The 13,316-nt window shown below is 74.8% G+C and carries 15 protein-coding genes; 3 read left to right on the top strand and 12 right to left on the bottom strand.

The genetic code is table 11. The features are described 5' to 3' along the window. The first annotated feature begins 350 nt into the window (after positions 1 to 350). The gene (locus tag GA0070622_RS30700; RefSeq protein WP_091583165.1) at positions 351 to 1,013 is read left to right on the top strand and encodes a dienelactone hydrolase family protein; all 663 of its coding nucleotides are present in this window, start codon (positions 351 to 353) and stop codon (positions 1,011 to 1,013) included. A gap of 2 nt (positions 1,014 to 1,015) precedes the next feature. On the opposite strand, the gene GA0070622_RS30695 is transcribed toward GA0070622_RS30700, so the two are convergent. Next, positions 1,016 to 2,137: an AI-2E family transporter gene (locus GA0070622_RS30695; RefSeq protein ID WP_091583162.1), complete on the bottom strand. Its 1,122-nt coding sequence runs from the start codon at positions 2,135 to 2,137 to the stop codon at positions 1,016 to 1,018. 129 nt (positions 2,138 to 2,266) lie between these two features. On the opposite strand from GA0070622_RS30695, the gene GA0070622_RS30690 reads away from it, so the two are divergent. Next, complete coding sequence (locus tag GA0070622_RS30690; RefSeq protein ID WP_091583159.1) at positions 2,267 to 2,449, top strand: antitoxin; 183 nt, start codon at positions 2,267 to 2,269, stop codon at positions 2,447 to 2,449. Positions 2,450 to 2,508: 59 nt separating this feature from the next. On the opposite strand, the gene GA0070622_RS30685 is transcribed toward GA0070622_RS30690, so the two are convergent. From GA0070622_RS30685 to GA0070622_RS30665, 5 genes are all read right to left on the bottom strand, one after another. Next, positions 2,509 to 3,123, bottom strand: coding sequence for a C39 family peptidase (locus GA0070622_RS30685; RefSeq protein ID WP_091583156.1), 615 nt, complete (start codon positions 3,121 to 3,123; stop codon positions 2,509 to 2,511). 155 nt (positions 3,124 to 3,278) lie between these two features. After that, complete coding sequence (locus GA0070622_RS30680; RefSeq protein ID WP_091583152.1) at positions 3,279 to 3,692, bottom strand: pyridoxamine 5'-phosphate oxidase family protein; 414 nt, start codon at positions 3,690 to 3,692, stop codon at positions 3,279 to 3,281. 43 nt (positions 3,693 to 3,735) lie between these two features. Further along, the gene (locus GA0070622_RS30675) at positions 3,736 to 4,077 is read right to left on the bottom strand and encodes a YkvA family protein (protein ID WP_091583148.1); all 342 of its coding nucleotides are present in this window, start codon (positions 4,075 to 4,077) and stop codon (positions 3,736 to 3,738) included. 40 nt (positions 4,078 to 4,117) lie between these two features. Further along, positions 4,118 to 4,954: a hypothetical protein gene (locus GA0070622_RS30670; RefSeq protein ID WP_091584271.1), complete on the bottom strand. Its 837-nt coding sequence runs from the start codon at positions 4,952 to 4,954 to the stop codon at positions 4,118 to 4,120. 134 nt (positions 4,955 to 5,088) lie between these two features. Further along, on the bottom strand, positions 5,089 to 5,487 hold the full coding sequence (locus GA0070622_RS30665) for a hypothetical protein (protein ID WP_091583145.1): 399 nt from the start codon (positions 5,485 to 5,487) through the stop codon (positions 5,089 to 5,091). 209 nt (positions 5,488 to 5,696) lie between these two features. Between GA0070622_RS30665 and GA0070622_RS30660 the strand changes: the two genes are divergently transcribed. Continuing rightward, positions 5,697 to 6,305: a lipocalin family protein gene (locus GA0070622_RS30660; RefSeq protein WP_091583141.1), complete on the top strand. Its 609-nt coding sequence runs from the start codon at positions 5,697 to 5,699 to the stop codon at positions 6,303 to 6,305. A 51-nt stretch (positions 6,306 to 6,356) separates the two neighbouring features. On the opposite strand, the gene GA0070622_RS30655 is transcribed toward GA0070622_RS30660, so the two are convergent. From GA0070622_RS30655 to eccB, 6 genes are all read right to left on the bottom strand, one after another. Further along, complete coding sequence (locus tag GA0070622_RS30655; RefSeq protein WP_218060642.1) at positions 6,357 to 8,654, bottom strand: ABC transporter permease; 2,298 nt, start codon at positions 8,652 to 8,654, stop codon at positions 6,357 to 6,359. Then, positions 8,651 to 9,334 carry an ABC transporter ATP-binding protein gene (locus tag GA0070622_RS30650; RefSeq protein WP_091583138.1) on the bottom strand — a complete coding sequence of 228 codons (684 nt, stop codon included), beginning with the start codon at positions 9,332 to 9,334 and terminating at the stop codon, positions 8,651 to 8,653. The genes GA0070622_RS30655 and GA0070622_RS30650 overlap by 4 nt, the downstream gene beginning before the upstream one ends. Further along, on the bottom strand, positions 9,331 to 9,855 hold the full coding sequence (locus GA0070622_RS30645) for a PadR family transcriptional regulator (RefSeq protein WP_091583134.1): 525 nt from the start codon (positions 9,853 to 9,855) through the stop codon (positions 9,331 to 9,333). The genes GA0070622_RS30650 and GA0070622_RS30645 overlap by 4 nt, the downstream gene beginning before the upstream one ends. A 106-nt stretch (positions 9,856 to 9,961) precedes the next feature. Further along, positions 9,962 to 11,248, bottom strand: coding sequence for a WXG100 family type VII secretion target (locus GA0070622_RS30640; RefSeq protein WP_091583131.1), 1,287 nt, complete (start codon positions 11,246 to 11,248; stop codon positions 9,962 to 9,964). After that, positions 11,241 to 11,612 carry a hypothetical protein gene (locus GA0070622_RS30635; RefSeq protein ID WP_091583126.1) on the bottom strand — a complete coding sequence of 124 codons (372 nt, stop codon included), beginning with the start codon at positions 11,610 to 11,612 and terminating at the stop codon, positions 11,241 to 11,243. Before GA0070622_RS30635 ends, GA0070622_RS30640 begins: the two co-directional genes overlap by 8 nt. A 116-nt stretch (positions 11,613 to 11,728) precedes the next feature. Beyond that, positions 11,729 to 13,198, bottom strand: coding sequence for a type VII secretion protein EccB (gene eccB, locus GA0070622_RS30630; protein WP_091583122.1), 1,470 nt, complete (start codon positions 13,196 to 13,198; stop codon positions 11,729 to 11,731). Positions 13,199 to 13,316: the final 118 nt, after the last annotated feature.

The raw sequence follows: 13,316 nt of genomic DNA, 5'->3' as shown, positions 1-13,316 counted from the left end.
GGCAACCCCGCCGACCAGTCGACAGGACGCGTCACCTGCCCTGCGCACGGCAAGGTGGGGATGCGCGGTCACCGTCAGTAGCGAGCTCGTGGGGCGATCGCCGAATGACTGATATACCGCTGAGTCATTTTCATGACCCAGCGGTATATCGGTCGGAGGTGACGTGTCGCCGCGCGAGCCGGGGCCGTCGGCATGTGGCCGGTGGGCCGAGGGCCGGCCGCGAGTCGGGTCCGGCCGCGAGTCGTTCGTGCTATCAGCTCGAAAGGCGGTGCGAACCCTGTCCGTCGCCGCACGGCGGAGCTGAGGGTTGACCTCATGATCGCGGGAGAGGGGGGTATGGGGGAGCGGGGGTGAGGGGTGTGCGTGAGGTTTCGGTGCCGGTTGTCGAGGGTGGGCTGGTGGGGGACGTGTCGGTGCCCTCGGGGGCCGGCGGGGTGGTGCTGTTCGCACACGGGAGCGGCAGCTCCCGGCACAGTCCGCGCAACGTCGCGGTCGGGCAGGCGCTGAACGCGCGCGGGCTCGCCACCGTGCTGGTGGACCTGCTGACCGTCGACGAGGAGGCGCGCGACGAGGTCACCGCGGAGCTGCGCTTCGACATCGGGATGCTCGCCGAGCGGCTGGCCGGGATCGTCGACTGGATGAGTGCCGACCCGGAACTCGGGCGGCTCCCGATCGGGCTCTTCGGCGCCAGCACCGGGGCGGCCGCCGCCCTGGTCGCGGCCGCGACCCGACCCGAGCGGGTGGGCGCGGTGGTCTCCCGGGGCGGCCGACCGGATCTGGCGGGCAGCTCCCTGTCGGCGGTACGCGCGCCGACGCTGCTGCTCGTCGGCGGGCTGGACGAGCAGGTGATCGTGCTCAACGAGCAGGCCCGGGACGCGCTCGGCGAGGTGGCGGAGCTGCGGATCGTGCCCGGCGCCACGCACCTGTTCGAGGAGCCCGGCACGCTGGAGCAGGTGGCCGACCAGGCCGGTGCCTGGTTCGTCACCCACCTGCGCCAGCCGCACCCGGCCTGACGTCAGCCGGTGGCCTCGGCCCGACGGGTGACCTCGCCGGAGCGGTGCCGTTGCACGGTGTCCAGCACCCGCCAGAGCACGGCGGCGATCGGCACCGAGACGAACGCGCCGGCCACCCCGGCGACCAGCGTGCCGGCGGTGACCACGACCAGGATGACCGCCGGGTGCAGCTGCACCTGCCGCCGCATCACCAGCGGCTCCAGCAGGTTGCCCTCGATCTGCTGCACCGCGATCACCGCGGCCAGCGTGAGCAGCGCCGTGGTGGGACCGTTGGCGGCCAGCGCGACCAGCACCGCCACCGCGCCGGCGACGGTGGCGCCGATGATCGGTACGAACCCGCCGAGGAACGTGATCAGGGCCAGTGGCAGCGCCAGCGGGACGCGCAGCACGACCAGAGCCAGCCCGATGCCGAGGGCGTCGATCGCCGCGATGATCATCGTGCCCCGGCTGTACGCGCCGAGCGTCCGCCAGCCGGCCCGGCCCGCCTCGGCGGTCAGGTCGCGGCGCGGGCCGGCCAGCCGGCGCAGCACCCAGCGCCACATCGAACGGCCGTCCTTGAGCAGGAAGAAGAGCAGCACCAGCCCGAGCAGGAGCGAGCCGACCACCTCGGCGGCGCGGCGGGCGCCGGAGACGGGATCGGGCGCGCCGCTGCTCAGCCCCTGGCGGACCTGCTCGACCAGCCGGTCGAGCTGCTGGTCGGTGACCGGGAGGGTCGAGGTGACGAAGTCGCGGCTGCGTTGCAGGCCCTCGTCGAGCTGCTGGCTCAACTCGCCGAACTGGCTCGCCGTGAGGTTCCAGACCAGGGCGCCGACGCCGACCAGGATGCCGAGCAGCAGCAGGATGGAGAGCAGGGCGGCGAGCGCGGCCGGCACCCGCAGCCGGCGCAACCGGACCAGGACCGGGTCGAGCAGCGCGGCGAGGAAGAGCGTGCCGGCCAGCGCCACGGCCAGCGGCGCCAGCAGCACCGCGACCTGCCCGAGCAGCCACAGCCCGGCCGCGATCACCAGGAGGCAGGCGCTCCAGGTGACCGCCGTGCGTACCGGCCAGGGCAGCCCGGCCCAGGTCTGCCGGGGTCCGGTCGTCGGGGCCGGCCTCGCCGGCTCGGGCGTACCAGCGTCGTCCACGTCGCCTCCTCGATCGTGGCCGTTGGTACCCGACGGGCGCGAATCCGACACCCGGGCGGTGACCGCCCGTCCGGTGTTTGTGCCCCCGGCCTCAGGGAAGGCTTTCAACGTACCGAAGGGAGAACCGACATGAGCGACTTCATGGACAAGGCCAAGGACTTCGCCGACAAGCACGACGAGCAGGTCGACAAGGGGCTGGACAAGGCCGGCGACATGGCCGACCAGCGCACCGGCGGCAAGTACGACCAGCAGATCGACAAGGGCGTCGACATGGCGCAGCAGCGCACCGGCGAGGGCGACACCGGCCGCTGACCACCCGACGGATCACGGGCCGGCCTCCACGCGGAGGCCGGCCCGTTCGGATCCGGTGGTCAGGAGCTGTAACCGCGGCCGGCGATCCAGTTGGCCAGCTCGGTCACGTCCATCCAGTACGTCGGCTCGTCCGGTCGGGCCGGGTCGGCGATCAGGACCTTGTTCCCGTCGTCCTCGTACCGCACGACGGTCAGGTAGTGGCCCGGGTAGCTGTGCTCCACCCCGTCGACGTCCCGCGCGCCGCCCAGGATGTTCGCCACCACCGGCCGGTCCGCGTCCACGGCGGCCCGGATGTCCGCGCGCAGGCGCTCGACCTGCTCCCGGGTAGCCACGTCGTCGCGGATCTCGGTGGTCTTGTACTTGCCGCCGGTGTACTCGTTCAGCACCCGGGTGATGTCGATGGCCGAGTCGGTGCCGTTCTCGGTGGTGCCCAGCTTGGCCGCCAACTCGTCCTGGCTGACGTCCTTGCCCTCGGCCGACAGCGCGATCCGGGTCGAGGCCGGACCACAGTAGAAGAAGTTCGGCTGCGCCTGGTACTCGAAGTCGGCGCTGCGGTCGCCCTTGCCCTTCACCGGGGCCGGGGCGGCGTGGGCGGCGGCCGGACCCGCCACGGCGCTGCCGGCGGCGGCCAGGCCGGCGACGGAGAGCAGGCACCTACGGATGATCGGGTTCATGGCGAGGCTCCATTCGGGGGTCGACGCTCCGGTCGGGGAGACGCGGCACCGGGAGTGGCGCTCGGCGTACGGAGAGTGCAACCGCCCTGCTGGGTCGCCCATTTCCGGCCGTGGTCGGGGCCACGGCGGAACCGGACAGACGACGCGCCCGGGCCTCAGTCGGGCAGGCTGCCGAGCAGTCGGGTCACCGCGATCTCGATGACCACCCGCTCGGGATTCGGGCGCGGCGTGCGGTAACGCTCGGCGTACCGGCGCTCGGCCTCGGCCACCGACCCCGGGTCGCGACGCACCACCGCCCGGCCCTCCACGGTGAGCCACCAGCGGCCGTCGACCTGGCACACCGCCACCGGCGTGCCGGCCGTGCCGGCCGCCGCCACGTGCCGCGCCTTCGCCGAACCACCCGAGGTGATCACACGGGCCAGGCCCGCACCGGGATCGAAGGTCACCCCGACCGGTACGACGTGCGGGGTGCCGTCGGCCCGCAGCGTGGTCAGCGTGGCGAGGTGCCGGTCGGCGAAGAAGCGGGCGACCCGCTCGTCGTGCGGATCCAACCGGTGGTCGCCGGGCATGCCGTCTCCTCGCTCGCCGTGCTCCTGTCGAGCTGATGATCGGTCATCGACGCGGAGTGGCACCCGGCGGGGCGGGCAGTGTGGCGGCTGGGGCGGGACCCGCCGCGCGCTGCGCCGCCCGGTGCTTCGCGGCCAGCCGGCCCAGGTAGAACAACGCGCCGGCCAGCACGCCCATGTCGTCCAGGTAGATCGGGTCGGGGAGCAGGTCCACCGGCAGGATCGTGTAGATCAACGCGCCGTAGAACGCGACCTTGCCGCCGGCGCCGAGCGCACCGAGCATGCGGCGGGTGCGGACCACCCGGACGGCGAGCAGCACCGCCCCGACCAGCGTTGCCGCCGCGACGACGGCGGCGAGTGCGACCAGCACCCAGGCTTCACGGGACACACCACCACGCTAGCCGAGCCGGGCCGTCGCCGCCCGACGGTCAGTACGCCGCCACGGCCGCCCGGCCCCGGGCCACCGGGCTCAGCTCCCGGGTGATCTCGGCACCCGCCGCCCCGGTCGGCAGCTCCCGGGTCGTCTCCGGCCCGGCGAAGCCCACGATGGAGAGCGCGGCCTGCGGCTCGGCGACCGGGTGCAACGCCGCGAACGCCTCCTCGCGCAGGCTCCGCGCGGCGGCCGCGGCCGTCTCGGCGGCCCGCCAGGCGGCCTGTTCCCGCTCGGCGGCGGCGCGGTGGCGGGCGAGCAGGTTGTCCCGGACCAGGCGACGCAGCAGCAGCTCCTGCTCCACCGGGTGCCGGCTCGGGTCCCAGCCGTTCCCGCCGAGGATGTCGCTGAGCTGCCGCACGGTGATCTCCTTGCGCCACTGGGCGTCGAGCGCCGCCCGGTGCAGCCAGCGCTCCCGGTCCGCGTACTCGGCCGGGGTGCGGGCGGTCCGGGGCAGCGGCAGCGCCGCGGCGGCGGCCAGCCGGTCCACGTCCTTCTCCGCCGCCTGCCAGGACCGCCACGCCTCCTCGGCCTCGTCCTGGGCGGTCAGCCACTCGGTGCGGCTCCGCTCGGCGGTGGTCGCCGCGCGGGACGCGGCCACGGCCACCTCGTCGGCGTACCGGCGGCGTTCCCGGGCCCGCTCGCGGGCCTGCTCGGCCAGGTCGATGCTGCTCGGTCGGGCGGCCTCGCTGATCCGCTCGCCGAACACCGAACGGAACCGGGTCGGGCGGACGACCAGCGCGGCGACCACGACGGCCGCCACCGCGAGCAGGGCCAGCCAGATCACGGCGGCGGCGGGGACGTCCGGCAGGACGGTGGAGAAGACGGTCTGCATCACCAGCACCTCGGGTGGAACGATCGACGATCAACGGTTGAGGGCCCGGAAGTCGGGCGGGGTGTGTCGCGGCGGAGGCGACGGGACGCGCGGCAGGGCGGGGCGCGTCGGGGCGTACCGGAGGGGTGGCCCGGTCAGGCGCGCGGCGGGCCGCGCCGGGCGATCGCGGCGCGACCCGGCTCGGTGACGGCCCCGACCTCGACGGCCGGGACCGGCGCGGAGGCGTCGTCGCCGGACGGGCCGGCGACGGCCGGACCGGTGGAGGCCTGTGGGGCGGCCCCGGCGGTAGCCGGCGCGGCGAGTGCCGTGGCGGCGTCGGTGGCGGAATCCGCCGGGGCAGCGAGTGTCAGCCCGACGGCGGTGGTCACGGACGCCTCGGCCGCCGTGACGGCGGAGCGTGCGGGCGCGGCCGGAGCGGGCGCGGCGGCCAGGCCCTGAAGGCCGGCGATGAGCACCAGGCTGGCCACGGCCGTGCGGGCGATCCGGCGCAGCGTCGCCGTCCAGGTGGACGGGGCGAACGCTACGGGCAGCACCGTCTCAACCTATCGGGTGATGCCGACTCCCGCAGCTCGACGATCTTGCGGGTTACGTGAGCCGGCCCACGGGTCGCTGTGGACGGACCTTCTTCTTCGCTCCGGACCGGCCCGACGGATGCATCGACGACGATGAGATTGTCGATAGTTTTCCGCCGCCCCGCTCGGGCACACTTCCGCCGTCGAGCCCCCGATCGCGAGGAGAAGCCATGGGAGCACGCCGCACCACGACCGCCCTGGTCGCCGCGCTGGCCGCCGCCACCGTCACCGCCCTGGGTGCCACCCCCGCGCAGGCCGCGACCACGTCGGTCGACACCGGTCCGCTGCGCCCGGTGGCCGACGTCGACGTGACCCGGTACGCGGGCGACTGGTACCAGGTGGCCGCGATCCCGCAGTGGTTCGAGATCCAGTGCTTCAAGAACGTCAAGGCCCGGTACGACGTCCAGGCCGACGGCACCGTCGGCGTCCGCAACACCTGCCGGACGATCGTGGGCACCACCAGCACGGTCACCGGACGCGCCCGGAGCGAGAACCCGCCCGCCGACTCGGCGCTGACCGTCTCCTTCATCAACCTCGGCGGCCGGTGGATCTACCTGGGCGGTCCGAACTACGTGGTGATCGGCCTCGACCCCGACTACCGCTGGGCGGTCGTCGGCGACCCCGACCGCAGCAGCGGCTTCGTGCTGTCCCGGGAGCCGTCGTTGGACGCGGCACAGCTCGCCGACGTCAAGGCGACGCTCACCGACAACGGCTACGACCTCTGCGACTTCCGCACCACCCGGCAGGACGGCGGCGCCAGGGCCGGCGCCTTCTGCTGACCGGGTGACGACGACCCGCCCGGCTCCTGGGCTGCCGGGCGGGTCGTCGACTCACTCCACCCGCAGGCCGTCCGGCCGGGTGAGCCGCCACAGCACCGGCAGGCTCGCCGCCGTCACCAGCAACACCACCGCCGCGCCGAGGCTCGTGCCGAGCCCGACCACGGGCCAGGTCACCACCACCGGCGCGCCGACCATGACGAGCAGAACCGCGCCGGTCGCCGTACCGACACCGGCCGCGAGCACCAGACCGACGAGCACCGGTACGCCCGTCTGGGCGAGCACCGACCAGCCCAGCACCCGCCGGGGGGTACCCACCGCGACCAGGGCGGCCAGCAGCGATCGCCGGTCCCGGAGCTGTTCCAGGACGCCGACCAGCAGGCTGATCCCCAGCAGCAGCAGGGTGATCACGGCGCCGGCGGTCAGGCCGGTCCGCACCTTGGTGAAGCCCGGGTCCTCCTGCACCGCCCGGAACTCCAGCACCTGCCCGACCGGCGGATCAATCGTCGCCACCGTGGCGCGGACCCGCTCCACGGCGTCCCGGTCGGCCGGGTCGAAGGTGAGCAGCGCGCCGGCGTTCAGGTTGCGCTCCGGCAGGCCGGCGGCGGCCGACTCGGTGAGCAGCAGCGCGGACTGCGGCCGCCCGCCCGCCGGGTCGGTGCGGGCCGGCACGATCCGGGTCGCCGGGGGGATGGTCCACTCCTCGTCCAGGCGGAGCCGGCCACCGGGCGCGACGCCCACCTCCGGGCCCCCGGAGCGGGCGAGGAACGTGTCGCCGTCGGCGCACCTGTCCAACTCGGCGTACTCGGCCAGGGCCGCGCAGTCGCCGATCCGTACCGTCACGACCGCGTCCGGGTTCGTGTCCCCTACCGGGGCGGCGGCGGTGGACAGCGTGGCCGCGCTGCCGGTCACGCCCTCGACGGTGGCGAGTCGGTCCAGCGCGGCGCGCGGATCGGCGACACCCGGGAGGTTCACCATCGCCTGGGCCCGCGTGAGGTCCTGCCCGGACGGCCGGCGGAACTCGTCCTGCACGCCGGCGATCAGCATCTGCAACCCGATCGTGCCCGCCACCGCCACCGCCACCCCGCCGACCAGGCGGGCCGAGGTGGCGCTGTCCAGCTGGAGCCGACGGACCGCGAGCTGCCAGCCCGGCGGGCCGCCGCGCAGCGGCCGCACCACCAGGTCGACCAGCCACGGCAGCGCCGTGACCGTGCCGGCCAGCAGCAGCACCGCGCCCGCCGCGATCCGCCAGTCGGCGGTCGGCGCCGGCCCGGACCCGGTCGACGGATAGAGCAGCCCGAGACCGACGACGGGGAGCAGCAGCCGCCACCAGAGCCGGCGGCGGGCCGGGCTGCCCCGGCGGGTCACGCCGAGCGGCTCCACGGCGACCCGGCGCAGCGCGAGCAGCGCCACCGTGACCGCGAGCGCCGGCACGGCCAGCACCACCAGGGCCACCAGGGGGACCGCCGGTCGCAGGTCCGACGGGTAGAAGCTGTAGTCGGCGAAGGACACGAACCAGGCGAGCTGCCGGCCGGCGAGGAACAGCCCGCCGCCCACCACCAGGCCGAGCAGCGCGGCGGCGGTCGCCTCCCCGGCCGCGATCCGCCGCACCATGCCGTGGTCGGCACCGAGCAGCCGGACGGCGGCGAGCCGTCGGTCCCGTTGGTCGCCGCCGAAGCGGACCGCGGCGCCGAGGAACACCACGACCGGCAGCAGCAGCACCACGAACACGACCACCACGAGCAGGTTGAGCGTCGGACCCAGTTCCTCGCCCGGGCCACCACCACCGAACCGGTCCACGCGGCCCGCCCACTCCTCGGTCAGGTCGGCCCGGCCCGCGTACCAGGCCAGCTCGTCCGGGCCGGAGAGGCCGTCGGCGCCGATGACGCCGACCACGCGGGCGCCGCCGAGACGGGCGGCGAGCAGCGGCCCGTCCGGCGAGTCGAGCACGGCACGCAGCGCCGGTGAGACGACCGCCTCACCCGGGCCGGGCAGGGCCGTCAGGCCGGGTGGCACGGGCGCGTCCGGGCCCTCCGGGCGGACCAGCCAGCCCCGCACGGTGCGCTGCCGGAACTGGCTGTCGGCGTGCAGGACCAGCAGGGTGTCCGGCCCGGCGGGCGGGGCGGCGTCGACGAACGGCTCGCTCCTCGCGGCGGTGCGTTCGCCGCGGCTGTCGATCGCCCCCGGCACCGCGGCGGCGAGCAGCAGCATGGCCACGCCCACCCCGACACCGAGCGCGGTGAGCAGCGTGCGCGTCCATCCGGAACGCCCGCCGGTGGCCGCCATCCGCGCGCCCATCAGCAGGTCGCCGAGGCCGGCGCCGACCGGTCGGCGCGGCAGGGTCGCGCTCATGCCACCTGCTCCAGGCTGCGGGTCCGGCCGTCGCGGACCACCACCTCCCGGTCGGAGTACGCCGCCACCCGGGTCTCGTGCGTCACCAGGAGCACCGCCGCTCCGGTCTCCCGGGCGGCACCGGCGAGCAGGCGCATCACCCGTTCGCCGTTGAGCGAGTCCAGCGCGCCGGTGGGCTCGTCGGCGAAGACCACCCGGGGGCCGGTGACCAGCGCCCGGGCCACCGCGACCCGTTGCCCCTGACCGCCGGATACCTCACCCGGCCGCTTGCCGGCCACGTCGACCACCTCCAGACGGTCCAGCCACTCTCGGGCCCGCCGCTCCGCCTCACGCCGGGCGACCCGCTCCAGCCGCAGCGGCAGCGCGACGTTCTCCAGGCAGGTCAGCTCCGGTACGAGCTGCCCGAACTGGAAGACGAAACCGAACTCCCGGCGGCGCAGGGCACTGCGCTCGGCGTCCGACATGGCGGTCAGGTCGGCGCCCCGGTAGCGCACCCGGCCGGTGTCCGGCGGCACGATTCCGGCGAGACAGTGGAGCAACGTCGACTTGCCGGACCCGGACGGCCCCATCACGGCCACCACCTCGCCGGCCGCGACGGCCAGCGACGCGCCGGCGAGCGCCGGGGTCGGGCCGAAGGAGCGGTGCAGGTCCTCCGCCACCAGCAGCGCGTCCGCGCTCATCGGCCGACCTCCCGGGCCAGCTGGTCGAGCCGGGACGCGGTCAGCTCCAGCCAGCGCAGGTCCGCCTCCAGGTGGAACAGCGCGTGGTCACAGATGAGCTGCTCGGCCAGGTCGCCCTGGGTCTTGCGCCGGGTCAGCTCCCGCATCAGCCGCAGATGCTCGGCGCGCTGGACGTCCAGCAGATCCGCGGCCGGGCGGCCGGTCAGCAGCGCGAGCACCACCTTGGTGTAGAGCACGCTGTGCAGGTAGGGCTCCGGCTTCTCCGGCTGGGCGAGCCACCGCTCCACGTCGGTGACACCGGCCTCGGTGATCGCGTACCGCTTGCGTTCCGGGCCCTCGCCGGGCTCCACCGCGTCGACCTCGACCAGTCCGTTGCGCAGCAGCCGGGAGAGCGTGGAGTAGACCTGCCCGAAGGCGAGCGGACGGGCCTGGCCGAAGCGCTCGTCGTACGCCCGTTTCAGGTCGTAGCCGTGGCGGGGACTGGCTTGCAGCAGCCCGAGGAAGGTGTGACCGATCGACATGACCGGCACTATACACAGTATGTATACGCTCTAGGTATACCCGCCCGCGCGACGGCGAACGGCGCGACTCCCGCCGGGGGAGCCGCGCCGTTCGTCCGTGTCGAGGTCAGATGCCGCCGAGCACCGGCGGCGGGGCCGACCCGCCGTCGCCCCAGACCATCTCGTCCTCGGTGAGCCAGGTCAGCCGGCCCTCCGACTCGTCGTCGTCGGCGGCGCCGCGCCCACCCAGCACGCCGTTGCGGCCGGCCATGGCGGGCCGACCGCTGGCACTTGTCGTGCGGCCGGTGGACCTGCTCTCGGCGTCGACGGTCAGGCCGCGGCCGGACGTGAGCCGCCCGGTGCCGGCGGCCGAGCGGTTCTCCGCGCCGGGCACGCCGCCGAGTCGCCCGGAGGACGCCGCGTTCGTGGGGCCCGTCCCGGCCAACGAGCCGGTGCTCAGCACGCCGGGGCCGCCGTAGAGCGTGCCGCCACCCCCGCCGGCCGTCATCGTCGGGTTGGCGCTGCCGGGACCGAAGCCCGGGCCGCCACCGATCTGCGGACCGCCGGTGGTGGCGGTGAGCGGGCCGGCGCCGGCCAGCGAGGTGCCGGTCGGGTCGAGCGTGCCGCCGGTCGTCACGGAACCCGGCGTGCCCGCGCCGGGGTGGCCGCCGGGGATGCCGTCGCCCGGGCCGCCGTCGCCGGGCATGCCGCTGGTCGGGGCGGTGTGGTGCACGCCCGAGGTGGTCGCGGTGCCGTTCGCGCCCGGGCCGAAGCTGCCCAGGGTCGGACCGGCCGACGGCGTCTGCACCGACGGGCCGCCGTGCAGCGTCGGGTCGCTCCCGTCGTGGTGGCGGGGCAGCTCGATGGGGGGCGGCTCCGGCACCACGATCCGGCCGTACGCCGAGAAGTCGTAGCCCTCGGCCAGCTTCGCCACGACCTGCACCATCCGCTGGTGGGCCTTCTCCTGCTCGGCCTCGTCCTGCTGGTGGCCGACGATGCCGCCGATCAGCGCGCCGGGGGCGCCGCCGATCAGGAAGCCCTTGCCGGCGCCGGAGAGCAGCTTGTCGTTGTCGTCGGTCTTCTCCGGGCTCTCCGCCTTGGCCTGGGCGGCGCGCAACTCGCTGGCCATCATGTCGAGGCCCTGTCGGATGCCCGTCATGCCCTCGGCCAGGTTGCCGGAGTAGCCGACCACCATGTCGAGCCGGCGGTGGAACTCGCGGGCGGCGTCACCGGTCCAGGTCTTCGTCAGCGCGTCCAGGTCGGCGGCGAGGTCGCGGCCGAGGTCGTCGAGCGTGCCCTTGAGCGACGTCCACTGGGCGCTGAGGCCCTCGATCTGCAGCGGGTCGCCGGCGTTGACGCCCTGGTAGAGCTCCTCGTGGCTGACGTGCTCGTAGCGCTGGGTGTATTCAGACACGCGGATCCTCCTTCGGCTGCTTCATCGCCTCGTTGAGCCCGGAGAGGGCGGCGGCGATGTCGGCCGCGGCGGCGGCGTTGCGGGCCTCGGCGGTCCTGTAGTTCGTCATGATCGTGTGGGTCGCCTCGCGGGCGGCCAGGATCGCCCGGCGCAGTCGGTCGACGTGGTTGACGTAGCTCTGGTGCGTCTCGGAGTAGCGACGGGAGTTGTCGGTCGCGTCGGTGAACGTGCCGAGCGCCGGCGGGCGGCACTGCATCTCGGTGTTGAGCTTGCGCAACACCGACTCCGCCTCGTGCAGACGTCGCTCGAGCCGCTGGTGAAAATCCTCCAAGGACAGTACGTCGACTGTCGTGCGCCCCGTCATGGCTGCATCCCCGTAGTCATCGTCCAGAACCGTTGGCCATGCTCAGGTTAGTCGAACCGGACCAACCCGGGCGACCCGTCGCCGCCCTCCTCCACTTCGGACCTCTCGCCCCTCGCTCAACCGCCCTGGACCTGGGCCGCCCCGCCGTCCGTCGAGGGCGTCGCGCCGGCCGTCGGGGTGTCCGCCGCATCGAAGTACGCCAACGCGTCCTGCCGGGCCAGCGTCGGGCCGGTCGGCACCAGCGCCAGCAGCGAGGCGGGCACCGCCAGCGGGGTCACGTCGCCGTAGCCGAGCGCGCTCCTCGCGTCGCCCCCGGCGGCGCCGAGCGGGTAGCGGATCCCCTGCGCGGTGATCAGGTAGACCGTCGAGCCGGCCGCCGGCTTGCCGCTCTCGCCGGCCGTCGCCTGCACGAGCACGCCCTTTCCGCCGGGCAGCAGCACGCTCTCGGCGGTGCGGACGGCGTCCCGGGCGCCCTGCCGCGCCGGCATCGCGGTCGTCCCGGCCAGCTCGGCCGGCGGCGAGTCGAAGACCTCCAGCGTGGTGGTCGGCGGCTGACCGGCCGGCCCGGAGCGGTAGGTGGCGCAGAGCACCGTGCGCCCGGGGCGGACGTCGTGCAGCGTCGGCGTCCGGGCCGGCAGCCCGTCGGCGTCCAGCCGCTGGTCGGTGAGGAGCCGGCCGGCCTCGTCCGCCGTGATCTCGGTCACCGTGCCTCCGCCGCCGAGCAGCAGGCGGGCGGTGACCTCCCGGATCGTGGCCAGACCCTGCCGGGTCAGCACGTAGTACTGGCCGGCGGCCTGGTAGACCTGGCCGATCCGGGCCGGCCGGTCGGCGACGGTCAGCCCGCTCGGCCCGCCGTCCCCGTCGATCGCGGGCTTGCGCAGCGCCGGGCCCACCGGCACCGCGTTGAGCAGCTGCTGCCCGACGGTGAGGTTGGTGGCGCCCGCCATCTGCAACGCCACCAGCGCCTGCTCGTCGCCGACCACGCGCAGGCGGGCGCCACCGGTGAGCAGGTAGCGCGCGTCGCTGGTGCGGACCAGGACGGCCCGGTCGGTGAGCGGGGTGCCACCGGGCAGCGGGCGGTCGACCACCAGGCGGGTGGTGGAGCGCTGCGGGTCGTTCGGGTCGGGCACGTCGCAGACCGACCACGGCAGCCCGACCAGGGACTTGCGGTCCGGCAGGTCGTCCGGCGCGCCCACGATGCCCACCATCCGGCCCCGCGGCCGGTCCTTGATGGAGGCCTGCGACATGGTGCGGACCGTCGCCGACGCGTCGTTCACGATCAGCCGGGCCGAGGCGTAGTTGAGCGTCGGGTGCAGCACCTGGTCTTCGCCGAAGTAGTAGGTGGCGCCGGTCTCCCGCTCGATCACCACGGTGTTCGCCTCGAGCGGCGCGGAGTTGCTGGTGAGCTGTCCGTACGCGCCCACACCGCCGAGCACCACGGCCGCGGCGACGACGCTGCCGAACACCGCCATGCCGAGGCGGCGCATCGGCAGGTCGTTGGTCTCCGGGTCGCCGGAGAGCAGCGCGGAGACGATGCGGCGGGTGACGAAGCGGTACGCCTGCACCTGATCGCGGCGGGTCCGCATGACTAACCTCCGGCGGGGGTGGGTCCGCGGCGATCAGGTCCGAACAGCGCCGCGGGCTTCCCTACGATAAGGGGCCGTCGGGGGTCTGCCGGGACCCCGTCCGCCACCCGACGACGCA

This window comes from Micromonospora sediminicola (genome assembly GCF_900089585.1).
GTDB lineage: Bacteria > Actinomycetota > Actinomycetes > Mycobacteriales > Micromonosporaceae > Micromonospora > Micromonospora sediminicola.
Note: the sequence above shows the minus strand (reverse complement) of the source record. Positions and strands in the feature narration are given on the sequence as shown.

Excerpts from the sequence above, each read along its gene's own strand:
- GA0070622_RS30690 (WP_091583159.1), top strand. The coding sequence starts at position 2,267 with ATGAGCGACTTCATGGACAAGGCCAAGGACTTCGCCGACAAGCACGAC.
- GA0070622_RS30685 (WP_091583156.1), bottom strand. The coding sequence starts at position 3,123 with ATGAACCCGATCATCCGTAGGTGCCTGCTCTCCGTCGCCGGCCTGGCC.
- GA0070622_RS30680 (WP_091583152.1), bottom strand. The coding sequence starts at position 3,692 with ATGCCCGGCGACCACCGGTTGGATCCGCACGACGAGCGGGTCGCCCGC.
- GA0070622_RS30670 (WP_091584271.1), bottom strand. The coding sequence starts at position 4,954 with ATGCAGACCGTCTTCTCCACCGTCCTGCCGGACGTCCCCGCCGCCGCC.
- GA0070622_RS30660 (WP_091583141.1), top strand. The coding sequence starts at position 5,697 with ATGGGAGCACGCCGCACCACGACCGCCCTGGTCGCCGCGCTGGCCGCC.
- GA0070622_RS30655 (WP_218060642.1), bottom strand. The coding sequence starts at position 8,654 with ATGAGCGCGACCCTGCCGCGCCGACCGGTCGGCGCCGGCCTCGGCGAC.
- GA0070622_RS30650 (WP_091583138.1), bottom strand. The coding sequence starts at position 9,334 with ATGAGCGCGGACGCGCTGCTGGTGGCGGAGGACCTGCACCGCTCCTTC.
- GA0070622_RS30645 (WP_091583134.1), bottom strand. The coding sequence starts at position 9,855 with ATGTCGATCGGTCACACCTTCCTCGGGCTGCTGCAAGCCAGTCCCCGC.
- GA0070622_RS30635 (WP_091583126.1), bottom strand. The coding sequence starts at position 11,612 with ATGACGGGGCGCACGACAGTCGACGTACTGTCCTTGGAGGATTTTCAC.
- eccB (WP_091583122.1), bottom strand. The coding sequence starts at position 13,198 with ATGCGGACCCGCCGCGATCAGGTGCAGGCGTACCGCTTCGTCACCCGC.